We start from the raw sequence: 13,918 nt of genomic DNA on the forward strand, positions 1-13,918 counted from the left end.
AGTGACTGACCATTAATTCGCGGTTTTGTTTGCACCGTTCGTCGCTTCAAGCCGGGCAATCGTTTCCCGGGCTTCGGCCAGTTCCTTTTCCAGCTGGGCGACGCGTTGTTGAGCCTTGACCTGGGTCGTCACGTCTTTTTGCACACCGACGAAATAGGTATACCCGTCAGCCTGGTTTTTTACCGTGGACAACGACAGCTCATTCCAGAACGGCGTGCCGTCCTTGCGGTAATTGCGCAGCACCTCTCGACAGGCGCCGCCCTCCCGCAAGGCCTGGCGAATCGGCTCCAGGGACGGTTGGTCCCGATCACCCGACTGCAGGAACCGGCAATCCTGGTAAAGGATTTCGTCACGGTGATAGCCGGTCAGGCGCTCGAAGGCCGGGTTTACGTAGATCAGGATATTGTCTTCGCCTTCTTTTTCGGCGATGACAATCCCGTCGTTGGAAGCATTGATGACCAATTGCATCAGTTGAGCGTTGATCATTGGAAAGAGCCCTTTTTGAACATCCGTGTTGATCAGTATTTTAGAAGAAATCGAAAGGCTGTCTACTGGCCATTACTGCCGTTGAGAGCCATTCGCAGCCTTGTGGGTGCAACTGTTACTATCCCGGCTCTTTTTTCAGGATCAGGATCAGATTGATGAAAGTCGCCATTCTTTCCGGCTCAGTGTATGGCACCGCCGAAGAAGTCGCCCGGCACGCCGCCAAACTGCTTCGCGACGCGGGCTTCGACGCCTGGCACGACCCTCGTGCGACCCTGGCGGATGTCCAGGCATTCGCGCCAGAAGCCGTGCTGGCGGTGACTTCTACGACCGGCATGGGCGAGCTGCCAGACAGTCTGATGCCGTTGTATTCGACCATCCGCGATCAATTGCCAGGGTTCTTTCGCGGCTTGCCCGGCGCGGTGATTGGCCTGGGCGACGCCAGCTACGGGGATACCTTCTGCGCCGGCGGCGAGCAGATGTGCGAACTGTTCGCCGAACTGGGCGTTCGCGAGTTGCTGCCGATGCTGCGTCTGGATGCCAGCGAAAGCGTCACGCCGGAAACAGACGCCGAGCCGTGGCTGGCTGAGTTGATCGAGACGTTGCGGTCTTGAAGCGGATGCACTGACTCGTTTGGCCAGTAAGCTGGCTGCCAATGCAACTACCGCCCCCGGAAGACCTGACTAGACTGAATTTTCTTGCGTACGACGTTTTGATGACAAGACTCCTATAACAAGAAACCAGAGGTCAGAGCCGTGAGCGTAGCGCCCGTCCAAACGACACTCAGTATCAAGGAACAGGTCAGTGCGGCCGAATGGCAAACCCGTGTGGACCTTGCCGCCTGTTATCGGCTTGTCGCGCTGCATGGCTGGGATGACCTGATCTTCACCCATATTTCCGCGAAGGTCCCCGGCACCGAGGATTTTTTGATCAACCCGTTCGGGTTGATGTTCCATGAAGTCACCGCCTCGAGCCTGGTCAAGGTTGACCAGGCCGGCAACAAGTTGATGGACAGCCCCTACGAGATCAATCCGGCCGGCTACACCATCCACAGCGCGGTGCATGAGGTGCGCCATGACGTGGCTTGTGTGCTGCACACCCACACCGCCGCCGGTGTCGCGGTATCGGCGCAGAAGCAAGGCGTGTTGCCAATCAGCCAGCAAGCACTGTTCGTGCTGTCGAGCCTGGCCTATCACGCTTACGAAGGGGTGGCCTTGAATCACGAAGAAAAGGCGCGCCTGCAGGCCGACCTGGGCGAACGCAATTTCCTGATGCTGCACAACCATGGCTTGCTGACATGCGGCGGCACCATCGCCGATACCTTCCTGATGATGTTCACCTTTCAACGAGCCTGTGACATCCAGGTCCTGGCCCAGAACGGCGGGGCTGAATTGATTGCCATCGAGCCGCAGATTCTGGCCGGCGCCCGGGCGATGATCGCCGGGGTGACCAAAAGCGCCCAAGGCATGGGCGGCGCGTTGGCCTGGCCGGCGTTGCTGCGCAAGCTCGATCAACAAGACACCGGGTATAGAAGCTGATGCCCCTGGCCCAGATTCCCCTGCGTATTTGGCGCCAGCGCAGCCAGACTTTTCTGTTCCGTGGCCACGCCATCCGTTATTGGGTGGCGGGCCAGGGCGAGCCGCTGCTGTTGATCCATGGTTTCCCCACCGCCAGTTGGGACTGGCATTACCTATGGCAACCCTTGGCGCAACGCTACCGGGTGATCGCGTGCGACATGCTCGGTTTCGGCGATTCCGCCAAGCCGATGGATCACGTCTACAGCCTGCTGGAGCAAGCCGATCTGCAGCAGGCCTTGCTGGCGCACCTGAATGTGAAGGGGGCGGTGCATGTTTTGGCCCACGATTACGGTGACAGCGTGGCCCAGGAACTGCTCGCTCGGCATTACGAAGCACGCATCCACCTTGAGAGTTGTGTCTTTCTCAATGGTGGACTGTTCCCCGAAACCCACCGCCCGGTATGGGCCCAGAAACTCTTGTTGAGCCCCCTGGGCTGGCTGCTGGGGCGGATGTTCTCCCGGGAAAGCCTGGCCTGCAACTTTCGGCAGATTTTCGGCCCCGGGGCCGCCCCTACCGAAAGCGAGCTGGATGACTTCTGGAGCCTGGTGGCGGCTCATCACGGTCCGCGGATCATGCACAAACTCATCGGCTATATTCCCGAACGCCGTGTGCAGCGTGATCGCTGGGTGCTGGCGATGCAGCGCGGCGAAGTGCCGTTGCGGGTGATCGACGGCGCGGTCGATCCGATTTCCGGTGAACACATGGTGGCACGCTACGAGGCGCTGATCCCGAACCCGGACACGGTGTTGTTGCCCGACATCGGTCATTACCCGCACACCGAGGCACCGGTGCAGGTGCTCAAGCATTACCTGGCGTTTCGCGAAGCCACCGCCGCGCCGCGCAGACAAATGGCCTGTACCTGACGACTTGGCACTGCAGCAGACCTGTGGAAGCGAGCTTGTGTGGGAGCGAGCCTGCTCGCGATGGCGCCAGTACACCCGACATCTTTTTTGACTGAAAGACCGCTATCGCGAGCGAGCTCGCTCCCACAGTGGGTCGATTGTGAATACGGAATGTGTGGGCATAAAAATCCCTTGTGGGAGCGAGCTTGCTCGCGATAGCAGGTCCTCCTGCCAGCCGGAAAGTCGAATGCGCCGCCGTGGCTCGGGCCTGCATCATCCCCCCGCCTTATCGGCCACCATTCACTGGCAATCGTGTTGATTGTGACCGGCCGACAGGTGCCGGACACTCGGGGTCATTGTCCTGTCCGCCTGCTGGAGTTCTGCCATGAGTGAGTCTGTGCGCTTCGAAGATAAAGTCGTGATCGTCACGGGAGCCGGCGGTGGCCTGGGACGCGCCCATGCGTTGCTGTTCGCCAGACAAGGCGCGAAGGTGCTGGTCAACGATCTCGGCGGCTCGGCGCAAGGGGAAGGGGCCAATGCCTCGGCAGCGGATCGGGTGGTCGCCGAAATCCGCGAGGCGGGCGGCATTGCCGAGGCCAACCACGACTCGGTCACCGATGGCGACAAGCTGGTACAAAACGCGCTTGATGCGTTCGGTCGCGTCGACGTGGTGGTCAACAATGCCGGGATCCTGCGGGACAAGACGTTCCACAAAATGGACGACGCCGATTGGGACCTGGTCTACCGCGTCCACGTCGAGGGTGCCTACAAGGTGACCCGGGCCGCATGGCCGCACCTGCGTGAGCAAAATTACGGGCGGGTGATCTTCACCGCGTCCACCTCGGGCATCTACGGTAACTTCGGCCAATCCAACTACGGCATGGCCAAGCTCGGCCTTTATGGCCTGACCCGAACCCTGGCCATCGAAGGCCGCAAGAACAACATCCTGGTCAATGCCATCGCCCCCACCGGCGGCACCCGCATGACCGAAGGCCTGATCCCGCCGCAGGTGTTCGAACAACTCAAGCCCGAACTCGTCAGCCCGCTGGTGGTGTACCTGGCGAGTGAGGCCTGCCAGGAAACCTCCGGCTTGTTCGAAGTGGGCGGCGGCTGGATGGGCAAGGTGCGCTGGGAGCGCAGCCTGGGTGCGGGCTTCGACCCGCGCAAAGGCTTTTCGCCCGAAGACGTCGCCGCCCATTGGCAGCAGATCTGCGACTTCGAGGATGCGGTGCACCCGAACGACAACCTTGAAGCGTTGAAGGAAATGATGGCGAATCTGCAACGGCACGCTATCTAAACCTCACCGCCCGTGCCGTTTGCCGCCAGGCGTGGCAAGCGTGCTCATGGACAATTCTTTGTTCTCCCGGGCCGCCAGGTTCGCGGTGGTCTTGATAGGGCCCTATCCCACACGGCTCAACATCCAGGCAAAGCGCGCGCCGGGGATTTCCTACAGCAACGTAGGAAACAAGAAGTTTTAACTCGGAAATCACCGCACATAAAAAAGGCCGCTGCAAAAAGCAGCGGCCTAAGCGTGACGTTGCAAAGGAGCTACAAACCAACGTCGATAAACACGGGGATGATGGACCGATGCGCCAATCCATCCGAATGACGGTGCGCCAGGCGGGAAGGATGCCGTGGCGACTTGCGCCTGCAGGCCCGTTGCCCTGCAAGCCCGGCCAGCATAGGGAACGAGCCCGACGGGAAACAGCCCGGATCCGGACATGCACCGTTGCAGGGCGCGTAACAGTCGCAGGCGGGGCAGGAATATGCGTGGCGCTGATGGCCTATCATCCAGTCCGTCCATGGGACGCGCAAACGCCCGTCCCGCAGGGGCTGTAATCCTTTTGAGGTACAGCGCGAATACCTCCTTGGTGCGCTTATCGCCCATGGCGTGCGGCAGTAGGGTGAAGCCTCTGTCACTCACCGGGGAAGACGCATGACAACAATAACAATGCGCGCCATCTTCAAACCGCAGGCGCTGGCCGTCGCGGTGGCCTTGGGTTGCTCTGCCCAGGCGCAGGCCGTTTCATTCAACATTGGCGAGATCGAGGGTCAGTTCGATTCGTCGCTGTCCGTGGGCGCGAGCTGGGGCATGCGCGATGCGGACAAAGACCTGGTCGGCACGGTCAACGGCGGGCGGGGCCAATCCTCCACCGGTGATGACGGACGACTGAATTTCAAGAAAGGCGAGACCTTTTCCAAAATCTTCAAGGGCCTGCACGACCTCGAGCTCAAGTACGGCGATACCGGTGTGTTCGTGCGTGGCAAGTACTGGTACGACTTCGAGCTCAAGGATGAGGGCCGCGAGTTCAAGGACATCAGCGACAGCAATCGCAAGGAAGGCGCCAAGTCCTCGGGGGCACAGATTCTCGATGCCTTCGTCTATCACAACTATTCCATCGCCGATTTGCCAGGCACCGTGCGCGCCGGCAAGCAGGTGGTCAGCTGGGGGGAAAGCACCTTCATCGGCAACTCCATCAACAGCATCAACCCGGTGGACGTGTCCGCGTTCCGTCGCCCCGGTGCGGAGATCAAGGAAGGCCTGATCCCGGTGAACATGCTGTTCGCCTCCCAGGGTCTGACCGACAAGCTCACCATCGAAGGTTTCTACCAGTTGGAGTGGGATCAGACCGTGGTGGATAACTGCGGCACGTTCTTCGGCAACGACGTGGTGGCCGATGGTTGCACCAGTGGCTACACCGTGGGCAGCCCGGCGATTGCGCCGTTCGTGCCCTTGACCCGGGCATTTGGCCAGGAGATCCAGGTGTCCAGGGAAGGGGTGATCATTCCCCGTGGCGGCGACCGCGACGCCCGCGATTCCGGCCAGTGGGGCACGGCGTTGCGCTGGCTCGGCGATGACACCGAGTACGGCCTGTACTTCATGAATTACCACAGCCGTACGCCTACCGTCGGAACCACCACGGCGGGGCGTTCGACGCTGGCGGCGTTGCCGGGAATGGTCGCGATCGCCAACGGCCTGGCCCCTGGCAGCGGTGCGGGTCTGGCGCAAAGCGTGATGCTGGGCCGTGGTGGGTACTACCTTGAATACCCGGAAGACATCCGCCTGTACGGCGCCAGTTTCTCCACGACGTTGCCCACCGGCACCGCCTGGACCGGGGAAATCAGCTACCGTCCCAACGCACCGGTGCAGGTCAATACCAACGACCTGACCCTGGCCCTGGTCAACCCGATTGCCGGTGGCGCGGCATCGCCTATCGCGACCGCACCGGGTGCCGACAACACCGGTTACCGGCGCAAGGAAGTGACCCAGGTCCAGAGCACCCTGACGCACTTCTTCGATCAGGTGCTGGGGGCTGATCGCCTGACGCTGGTCGGCGAAGCGGCGGTGGTGCACGTCGGTGGCCTGGAGTCCAAGGACAAGCTGCGTTATGGCCGTGACTCGGTCTATGGCCAATACGGCTTCCAGGGCGACACCGATGGTTTCGTCACCTCGACGTCCTGGGGCTATCGCGCCCGGGCGATCCTCGATTACTCCAACGTGATCGGCGGGGTGAACTTCAAGCCCAACATGTCCTGGTCCCACGACGTGGCCGGCTATGGCCCCAACGGTCTGTTCAACGAAGGCGCCAAGGCCATCAGCGTTGGTGTCGATGCCGATTACCGCAACACCTACACCGCCAGCTTGAGCTACACCGACTTTTTTGGCGGCGATTACAACGTTCTCGAAGACCGCGATTTCCTCGCGCTGAGCTTCGGCGTGAACTTCTGATCTGGCTGACAAGGAAAACCCAATGCGCAAGATGATCCTGCAATGCGGTGCCCTGGCCTTGAGCCTGCTGGCGGCGAACGTGATGGCGGCGGTTTCGCCGGAGGAAGCGAACAAACTGGGCACCAGCCTCACCCCCATCGGTGCGGAAAAGGCGGGTAACGCCGATGGCTCGATCCCGGCCTGGACCGGCGGCATTGCGAAAAACGCCGGGGCCGTGGACAGCAAGGGTTTTTTGGCGGATCCGTTCGCCAATGAAAAACCACTGTTCACCATCACCGCCGCGACGGTGGACAAGTACAAGGACAAGCTGTCCGAAGGGCAGGTGGCGATGTTCAAGCGCTACCCGGAGACCTACAAGATCCCGGTCTACCCGACCCATCGCAGCGTTTCCCTGCCGCCGGAAATCTACGAGTCGGCCAAGCGCAGCGCCCTCAACGTGGCGTCCATCAACGACGGTAACGGCTTGTCCAACTTCACCGGCAACCGCTACTACGCCTTCCCGATCCCCAAGAACGGCGTGGAAGTCATATGGAACCACATCACCCGTTATCACGGCGGCAACCTGCGACGCATCATTACCCAGGCCACGCCACAGACCAATGGCAGCTTCACGCCGATCCGCTTCGAAGAAGAAATCGCCGTGCCGTTCCTGATCAAGGATGCCGACCCGGAAAAGGCCAGTAACGTGCTGACCTATTTCAAGCAGGAGGTCACCGCCCCGGCACGCCTGGCCGGTAATGTGCTGTTGGTGCACGAAACCCTGGACCAAGTGAAGGAGCCACGCCTGGCCTGGATCTACAACGCCGGCCAGCGCCGTGTGCGTCGTGCCCCGCAAGTGGCCTACGATGGCCCGGGCACCGCCGCCGACGGGTTGCGCACCTCCGACAACTTCGACCTGTTTTCCGGCGCGCCGGACCGCTACGACTGGAAACTGATCGGCAAGAAGGAAATGTACATCCCGTACAACAGCTACAAGCTCGACTCGCCCAGCCTCAAGTACGACGACGTGATCAAGGCCGGCCACATCAACCAGGACCTGACCCGCTATGAGCTGCATCGGGTCTGGGAAGTGGTCGGGACGGTCAAGCCCAGCGAGCGGCACATCTACGCCAAACGCCACATGTACTTCGACGAAGACAGCTGGCAGGCCGCGCTGGTGGACCACTACGACGGTCGCGGTCAGCTGTGGCGGGTGGCCGAGGGTCATGCCCAGTTCTACTACGACCATCAGAACCCGGGCTACACCCTGGAGGCGCTCTACGACATCATCGCCGGCCGCTACATCGCGCTGGGGATGAAGAACGAAGAGAAACACAGCTACGAGTACGGCTTCGAAGCCCGGGCAGCCGACTACACGCCGGCGGCGCTGCGCTCGACCGGGGTTCGGTAAGGTCTGACTGTTGGAAAGAGAACGGTAGCGAGTGGATTTATCTGTGGGAGCAAGGTTGCGCCTGACTTGATAATCATGATCGACCGGCAGCGCTCCTGCCGGTCGTTTTTTTATGGGTGACAATCAGCGCGCTGAATACTTCTCCAAAGGTCGGCGACACAGGACTAGGGTGGTGAGATAACAATAAACAGGATCACCCACATGACCGCCATGACTCCGTGTCCGGACCGTCCAGGATTGCTGCCACGCCTATCCTCGACACATCTGCCGCGGCGGTCCCTGAGCGAGCCGCTGCTGGCTTCCGAGGCGCGGGTCAAACTGCTCTGCGCGCCGGCGGGCAGTGGCAAGAGTGCGTTGTTCGCCGAGTGTTTCCTGCAAGCGCCCAGCGACTGTCGGCTGCATTGGTTGCCGTTGGGAGGCGCGGCGTTGAGCGCGGTGCAAATGTGCGAGCGCCTGGCGCAGACCCTCGGGCTGCCGGTGCTGGATGAAACGGGTTTGTTGGCCCACCTGGCGCGTTTGCAAACACCCACCTGGTTATTCCTGGACGACTATTGCCGGGTGCCAAACCCCGAGCTGGACCAACTGCTCGACCGTTTGTTGAACACCAGCAGCCCGGCATTGCACCTGTGGTTGAATGGCCGCCGCCGCCCCCACTGCAACTGGCCGCGACTGTTGCTCGATGACGAACTGCACGAGTTTGACCCGCAGGCGTTGTTCTTCACCCCTGATGATATCCAGCCACTGCTTCGCCATCTGCCCGGCCCCCAGGCTGCCCGCACGGCTCGCGAGGTGATTCAGCGCAATGGTGGCTGGTGTGCCGGGGTGCGCATCACCCTGCTCGAGCGCTGCGAATGGGCGCGCAGTCATGCGGCACCGGGGCGGCCGAGGACCTTGCTCGACTACCTGGAGTACGAACTGTTCAGCACGCTGACCCCGGACCTGGCACAGGCCTGGCGTGTGCTGGCGCATCTGCCGCGGTTCAATGCCCGGCTGTGCGAGCACTTGTTCGGCGACACGGTGGGCGCCCAATGCCTGCCGCTGTTGCTGGAGCTGGGGTGCTTCATCGAGCCGTGGGAGCAGACCTCGGATTGGTTGCAAATCTTCCCGGCCCTGGCCCGGTTGGTGCGTGAAGAGCCTTGGTCCCAGGGGCGCTCCTGGCACCGCCGGGCCTGCCAATGGTTTGCCGCCGAGCAGGACTGGCAAATGGCGTTCGAGCAAGCCATGTTGGCCGAGGAGTTCGAGACCGCCGTCAGTTTCTTGCAGCATTTGAATTTCGAGCATGTCTTGCAGCGCCGTAACGCGGTGCTGTTGCTGAGCTTGCACGATCAACAAGGCGAAGCGCTGACCCTTGATACGCCGCAGTCGGTGGGGCTGGTCACCGCTGCGCTGTTGTTCGCCGGACGCTTCGATGAGGCGTCGACGTGCATCGAGCAACTGGCCAGGTTCCTGCCGCAGCCTTCGGCCTGTCGGCAGCGACAGGTGCTGGCCAGGTGGCTGGTCTTGCGCGGCTGGTTGCTGCACCTCTCGGGCGATGGCGAAGCGGCGCGTGAACATTTTCTCCAGGCCCAGGCCAGCCTGGAGCCCGAAGCCTGGTCCCAACGGGTGCTGTGCCTGGGCGGGCTGACGCAGCAGGCGCTGCTGGCTGGCGACCTGGCCTCGGCGCAATGGATCAACCGCCAGGCGTTATGCCTGGCGCGTGCGCAGGGTTCGCTGGTCTTTGAAGGATTGCTGGAACTGGATCACGCCCAGGTTCTGGAGCAACGCGGCGCACCGCATCGTGCCGATCATTTGCTGGTCGCCGTCCAGGCACTGTTGGATAAACCGGGCCAGGACTTTTCGGCGTTGCTGGGACGGATTGCCTTGCGGCGCGGGCGCCTGGCGTTGCGCATGGGGTTTGAGGAACGGGCCGCCGAGCACTTTCAAACGGGCTTGGAAGCGGGCCTGCACAGCCAGGACAAACAGGTGCTCTATGGCTTTCTCGGCAAGGCCTGCCTGGCTGCCAACCAGGGCGACTACGGCGAGGCCTTCATGCACCTGCGCGATGCCGAGCGGATCATGCAGCAGCGGCACATTCCGGACACCGTTTACCGTGGCGTGTTGTTGCAAACCAGCTGCCAGTTCTGGTTGCAACAGGGGCGGGCGGAACTGGCCCATGAAGCCTTGACCCGCGTCTTGCGGCATTTTCGCGGACCCCAGGCCAAGCACGCGCCTCCCGCGACCCTGGAACTGATTGCGCGACTTGAATACCTGCTGGTGCTGGCCGAGGTCTACTTGCAGCGGGCGCAGGCGCCGCAGGCGCGCCTGCAGGCCATGATCGCCCAGGCGCAGCACGGTGAGATGCACAGCCTGGAAACCGAACTGCACCTGGTGCTGACGGAGGTCGTCTGGTTGTCCGGCGATCGTGTCCAGGCCCGGTCACTGCTGCAAGAGGGGCTCAAGCGAGTCACGTGCTGGCGGGCCCAGCAAGCGTTGTGCGAACTGCGCTTGCGCCAGCCCGAGTTGTTGCGCTGGGGGCAATCGGCAGAACAGGCCGAGTCGCCCGTCACCGCCGAAGAGACGTTGCTCAGTCATCGCGAGCTGGAGGTCCTGGAGCTGATTGCCCAAGGGCATTCAAACCAACAGATTGCCGAACAGTTGTTCATCTCGTTGCACACGGTGAAAACCCATGCGCGTCGCATCCACAGCAAGTTGGGTGTGCAGCGACGTACCCAGGCGGTGGCAAAAGCCAAGGGCATGGGGGTGATGGGTTAGCTGCAATGAGTCGAAACTTCACGCACGCTTACACTTGCCTTTTTTACAGTCGGGCGCTGGCCTGTGTATAACGGCCTGGCTGAAGTTCAAGTCTCAAGTTGCCGCTTCAGTTGACCGGATGCCGTGTTGTTGCATCAGGCGCATACCCCATAACGGCTCGAGCAGGAAGTTCGAGCCTATGAAATGACAAGGATGTCTTATGAATACCCCGTTGTTTTCTTCTCACTCCGAAAGACTTCAAGCACTGAAAAACACGCGCGTGGATTTTGCCGTGCAGGTTCTATTGGATCATTACCTGGAGCCATTGGACGTCAACCCATTCACGGCCTATGTGAACACGTTGATGGACTTCCCCAAGCTCGAAACGGGAACTTCTCGAACGTTGTTCGAGGAAACGCTGGCCTGGGTTGAAAAGCAAAGCCTGCCAACCTATACGCAAGGAATCAGTAATGTATTCAGCAGGCGTTATTCCTTTGCTGCCGAAGATCGGATAAAGACGCTGGACTTGATCGCATTCGAAAAAATCGTCATGGACGTCGTTGCAAGTTTGATGGAGAAACCTGCAATCGATTTATCCCCGCGCCCCCTCAGGCCATTGACCGCCGAGGATGTGCACGGTGCCTTGAAAATGCATGCGCCCAACATCTATCCGGAGGGCGTGTACGTGACCAGTTTTATTGACCATGGCCCCGGCAGGCGCATGGTGTTGTCTTCCGAGAGGCTGGTTGAGTATCTACTGGGCCATTTCAAGAACGATGTGATTCCCTTCCATTCGAAGGGCAGCCAGCAAGGCATTTATACCGTCGGCTTCAGCAGCGAAGAGCGCCACCTCCATCCGCAACTGATCACCCCGCATCTCAATGATCTAGTGATCAGGATTGTCCCGGATTTCCTGGGCTGAGCCTGGACCGGCCTCATACCCCATCCGCCAACTCACGGCCCGGGTCGCCGCCAACAGTCGTTGTGCCGCCGGGCCGTTTTCGTCGGCGTGGAACAGCGAGGTCGGACCGACGACGGTCATCACTGCCTTGACCTCGCCGACCGCATTGAAGACCGGGGCGGACAAGGCGTCCACGCCCGGCATCAGCAAGCCATGCACATGGTGCAGGCCACGGCTGCGAATCTGCTCGCACAGGCTGGCATAGGCGCGATCATCGGCCAGGGGGTGGTGCTCGGTGCCTTGCACTTCCTGCTCGCGCAGGCCGATCGTCTCGCGCGCTGGCAGATAAGCGCTGAACACCAGCCCCGTGGACGAACTGAGCAGCGGCAACACCGAGCCCAGTTGCGTCACCACCGTCACGGCCCGCACGGCGGGTTCGATACGCACCACGGTCGCGCCATGGTTGCCCCACACCGCCAGGAAGCAGGTTTCGTTCAAGTCATCGCGCAACTCGGCCAGGGGCAGGGCGGCCACTTGCAGCACGTCCATGCCGTTCAACGCGGCCAGGCCCACGCGCAGGGCTTCACGGCCCAGGCCGTAGTGGTTGGTGGCGGCGTTCTGCTCGGCGAACCCGCTGGCGATCAAGGCCTGCAAGTAGCGATGGACTTTGCTCGCCGGCATCTGCACGTGCTCGGCCAGGCGCGACAGTGACGTGGAGGGGGAGAGTTCGGCCAGGGCCTTGAGAATGTCGGTGCCGACTTCGGCCGAGCGGACTTTCTGTTTACCGTTGCTGAGCGGGGTTTCCATGGAGGCGCAGGGTCCAGAGGCGAATGGGCGTCTTTATAGCTTGACGGTCGCCGTCGAGCAAATTACGTTATGCGTAATTGAGTTACGATAAAAATAACCCGGTGCGCCTCAACCACTCCGTTGAGTGACAGGCCGCAGTCCCAGGAGGCTCCATGAACCTCGATTCCACAGCGTCGGACCTGGCTTACCAGTCAGGCTTTGGCAACGAATTTGCCAGCGAAGCCTTGCCCGGCGCCTTGCCCATCGGTCAGAACTCCCCGCAGAAAGCCCCGTACGGCCTCTACGCCGAGTTGTTCTCTGGCACGGCGTTCACCATGGCCCGCAGCGAAGCGCGGCGTACCTGGATGTATCGCATCCGGCCGTCGGCCAATCACCCGGCCTTCACCAGGCTCGAACGGCAATTGGCGGGTGGCCCGCTGGGTGAGGTCACGCCCAATCGCCTGCGCTGGAACCCGCTGGACATTCCCGCCGAGCCCACCGATTTCCTCGACGGGCTGGTGTGCATGGCGGCCAATGCCGGCGCGGACAAGCCAGCCGGCGTCAGCCTTTATCACTACCGGGCCAACCGCTCCATGGAGCGGGTGTTTTTCAATGCCGACGGTGAGTGGTTGATCGTGCCGCAACTGGGACGGCTGCGGATCGCCACCGAACTGGGCGTACTGGAACTGGCGCCGCTGGAAATCGCCGTGCTGCCCCGGGGCCTGAAGTTTCGCGTTGAACTGCTCGACCCGCAGGCCCGGGGTTACCTCGCCGAAAACCATGGCGCGCCGCTGCGCCTGCCGGACCTGGGGCCCATCGGCAGCAACGGCCTGGCGAACCCGCGGGATTTCCTGACGCCGGTCGCCCATTACGAGAACCTCGCTCGACCGACCACCCTGGTGCAGAAATTCCTCGGTGAGTTGTGGGGCTGCGAGCTGGATCATTCGCCTCTTGACGTGGTGGCCTGGCACGGCAACAACGTGCCGTACAAATATGACCTGCGCCGCTTCAACACGATTGGCACGGTCAGCTTCGATCACCCGGATCCGTCGATTTTCACCGTGCTGACCTCGCCCACCAGCGTCCACGGCTTGGCCAATCTCGACTTCGTGATTTTCCCGCCCCGCTGGATGGTGGCGGAAAACACCTTCCGTCCGCCGTGGTTCCACCGCAACCTGATGAACGAATTCATGGGCCTGATCCAGGGCGCCTACGATGCCAAGGCCGAAGGTTTCCTGCCGGGCGGTACGTCCCTGCACAGTTGCATGAGCGCCCATGGCCCGGACGGCGAGACCTGTACCAAGGCGATCAACGCCGATCTTCAGCCGGCGAAAATCGACAACACCATGGCCTTCATGTTCGAGACCAGCCAGGTCTTGCGCCCAAGCCGTTTCGCCCTGGACTGCCCGCAACTGCAAACCGACTACGATGCTTGTTGGGCCTCGCTGCCTGTCACGTTCGACCCGACCCGGAGATAAC

Annotated in this window: 11 protein-coding genes; 9 read left to right on the top strand and 2 right to left on the bottom strand. The window is 61.6% G+C overall.

Annotated elements, in window-relative coordinates; genetic code table 11:
- Positions 1-12: 12 nt before the first annotated feature.
- Positions 13-486 (bottom strand): PAS domain-containing protein, encoded by a 474-nt coding sequence (locus BLU85_RS19575; protein ID WP_092202577.1) that lies wholly within the window; start codon positions 484-486, stop codon positions 13-15.
- 155 nt (positions 487-641) lie between these two features.
- Between BLU85_RS19575 and BLU85_RS19580 the strand changes: the two genes are divergently transcribed.
- From BLU85_RS19580 to BLU85_RS19615, 8 genes are all read left to right on the top strand, one after another.
- A complete protein-coding gene (locus BLU85_RS19580; protein ID WP_092202579.1) occupies positions 642-1,097 on the top strand; it encodes a flavodoxin in 456 nt (151 codons plus the stop codon).
- A gap of 141 nt (positions 1,098-1,238) precedes the next feature.
- The gene (locus tag BLU85_RS19585; protein WP_092202581.1) at positions 1,239-2,021 is read left to right on the top strand and encodes a class II aldolase/adducin family protein; all 783 of its coding nucleotides are present in this window, start codon (positions 1,239-1,241) and stop codon (positions 2,019-2,021) included.
- Positions 2,021-2,923, top strand: coding sequence for an alpha/beta fold hydrolase (locus tag BLU85_RS19590; RefSeq protein ID WP_092202583.1), 903 nt, complete (start codon positions 2,021-2,023; stop codon positions 2,921-2,923). Before BLU85_RS19585 ends, BLU85_RS19590 begins: the two co-directional genes overlap by 1 nt.
- A gap of 364 nt (positions 2,924-3,287) precedes the next feature.
- Positions 3,288-4,199, top strand: coding sequence for an SDR family oxidoreductase (locus BLU85_RS19595; protein ID WP_092202585.1), 912 nt, complete (start codon positions 3,288-3,290; stop codon positions 4,197-4,199).
- Positions 4,200-4,838: 639 nt separating this feature from the next.
- Positions 4,839-6,632, top strand: a complete 1,794-nt coding sequence (locus BLU85_RS19600) for a DUF1302 domain-containing protein (RefSeq protein WP_092202587.1) — start codon at positions 4,839-4,841, stop codon at positions 6,630-6,632.
- Positions 6,633-6,654: 22 nt separating this feature from the next.
- Positions 6,655-8,022 carry a DUF1329 domain-containing protein gene (locus BLU85_RS19605; protein WP_092202589.1) on the top strand — a complete coding sequence of 456 codons (1,368 nt, stop codon included), beginning with the start codon at positions 6,655-6,657 and terminating at the stop codon, positions 8,020-8,022.
- A gap of 201 nt (positions 8,023-8,223) precedes the next feature.
- Positions 8,224-10,773, top strand: a complete 2,550-nt coding sequence (locus tag BLU85_RS19610) for a helix-turn-helix transcriptional regulator (protein ID WP_092202591.1) — start codon at positions 8,224-8,226, stop codon at positions 10,771-10,773.
- Between the two features lie 199 nt (positions 10,774-10,972).
- Positions 10,973-11,674: a hypothetical protein gene (locus BLU85_RS19615; protein WP_092202593.1), complete on the top strand. Its 702-nt coding sequence runs from the start codon at positions 10,973-10,975 to the stop codon at positions 11,672-11,674.
- Here BLU85_RS19615 and BLU85_RS19620 read toward each other — a convergent pair.
- Positions 11,639-12,460, bottom strand: a complete 822-nt coding sequence (locus tag BLU85_RS19620) for an IclR family transcriptional regulator (RefSeq protein ID WP_092202595.1) — start codon at positions 12,458-12,460, stop codon at positions 11,639-11,641. The two genes, BLU85_RS19615 and BLU85_RS19620, sit on opposite strands and share 36 nt — an antisense overlap.
- A gap of 152 nt (positions 12,461-12,612) precedes the next feature.
- Here BLU85_RS19620 and hmgA point away from each other — a divergent pair, with 152 nt between their 5' ends.
- Entirely contained in the window at positions 12,613-13,917 is a 1,305-nt protein-coding gene (gene hmgA / locus BLU85_RS19625) for a homogentisate 1,2-dioxygenase (RefSeq protein ID WP_092202597.1), read from the top strand.
- Position 13,918 lies beyond the last annotated feature (1 nt).

It is taken from the genome of Pseudomonas sp. NFACC14 (assembly GCF_900106885.1).
In the GTDB taxonomy this organism is placed as follows: Bacteria; Pseudomonadota; Gammaproteobacteria; order Pseudomonadales; family Pseudomonadaceae; genus Aquipseudomonas; species Aquipseudomonas fluorescens_AA.

Excerpts from the sequence above, each read along its gene's own strand:
- hmgA (WP_092202597.1), top strand. The coding sequence starts at position 12,613 with ATGAACCTCGATTCCACAGCGTCGGACCTGGCTTACCAGTCAGGCTTT.
- BLU85_RS19595 (WP_092202585.1), top strand. The coding sequence starts at position 3,288 with ATGAGTGAGTCTGTGCGCTTCGAAGATAAAGTCGTGATCGTCACGGGA.
- BLU85_RS19580 (WP_092202579.1), top strand. The coding sequence starts at position 642 with ATGAAAGTCGCCATTCTTTCCGGCTCAGTGTATGGCACCGCCGAAGAA.
- BLU85_RS19575 (WP_092202577.1), bottom strand. The coding sequence starts at position 486 with ATGATCAACGCTCAACTGATGCAATTGGTCATCAATGCTTCCAACGAC.
- BLU85_RS19620 (WP_092202595.1), bottom strand. The coding sequence starts at position 12,460 with ATGGAAACCCCGCTCAGCAACGGTAAACAGAAAGTCCGCTCGGCCGAA.
- BLU85_RS19605 (WP_092202589.1), top strand. The coding sequence starts at position 6,655 with ATGCGCAAGATGATCCTGCAATGCGGTGCCCTGGCCTTGAGCCTGCTG.
- BLU85_RS19615 (WP_092202593.1), top strand. The coding sequence starts at position 10,973 with ATGAATACCCCGTTGTTTTCTTCTCACTCCGAAAGACTTCAAGCACTG.
- BLU85_RS19590 (WP_092202583.1), top strand. The coding sequence starts at position 2,021 with ATGCCCCTGGCCCAGATTCCCCTGCGTATTTGGCGCCAGCGCAGCCAG.
- BLU85_RS19610 (WP_092202591.1), top strand. The coding sequence starts at position 8,224 with ATGACCGCCATGACTCCGTGTCCGGACCGTCCAGGATTGCTGCCACGC.
- BLU85_RS19600 (WP_092202587.1), top strand. The coding sequence starts at position 4,839 with ATGACAACAATAACAATGCGCGCCATCTTCAAACCGCAGGCGCTGGCC.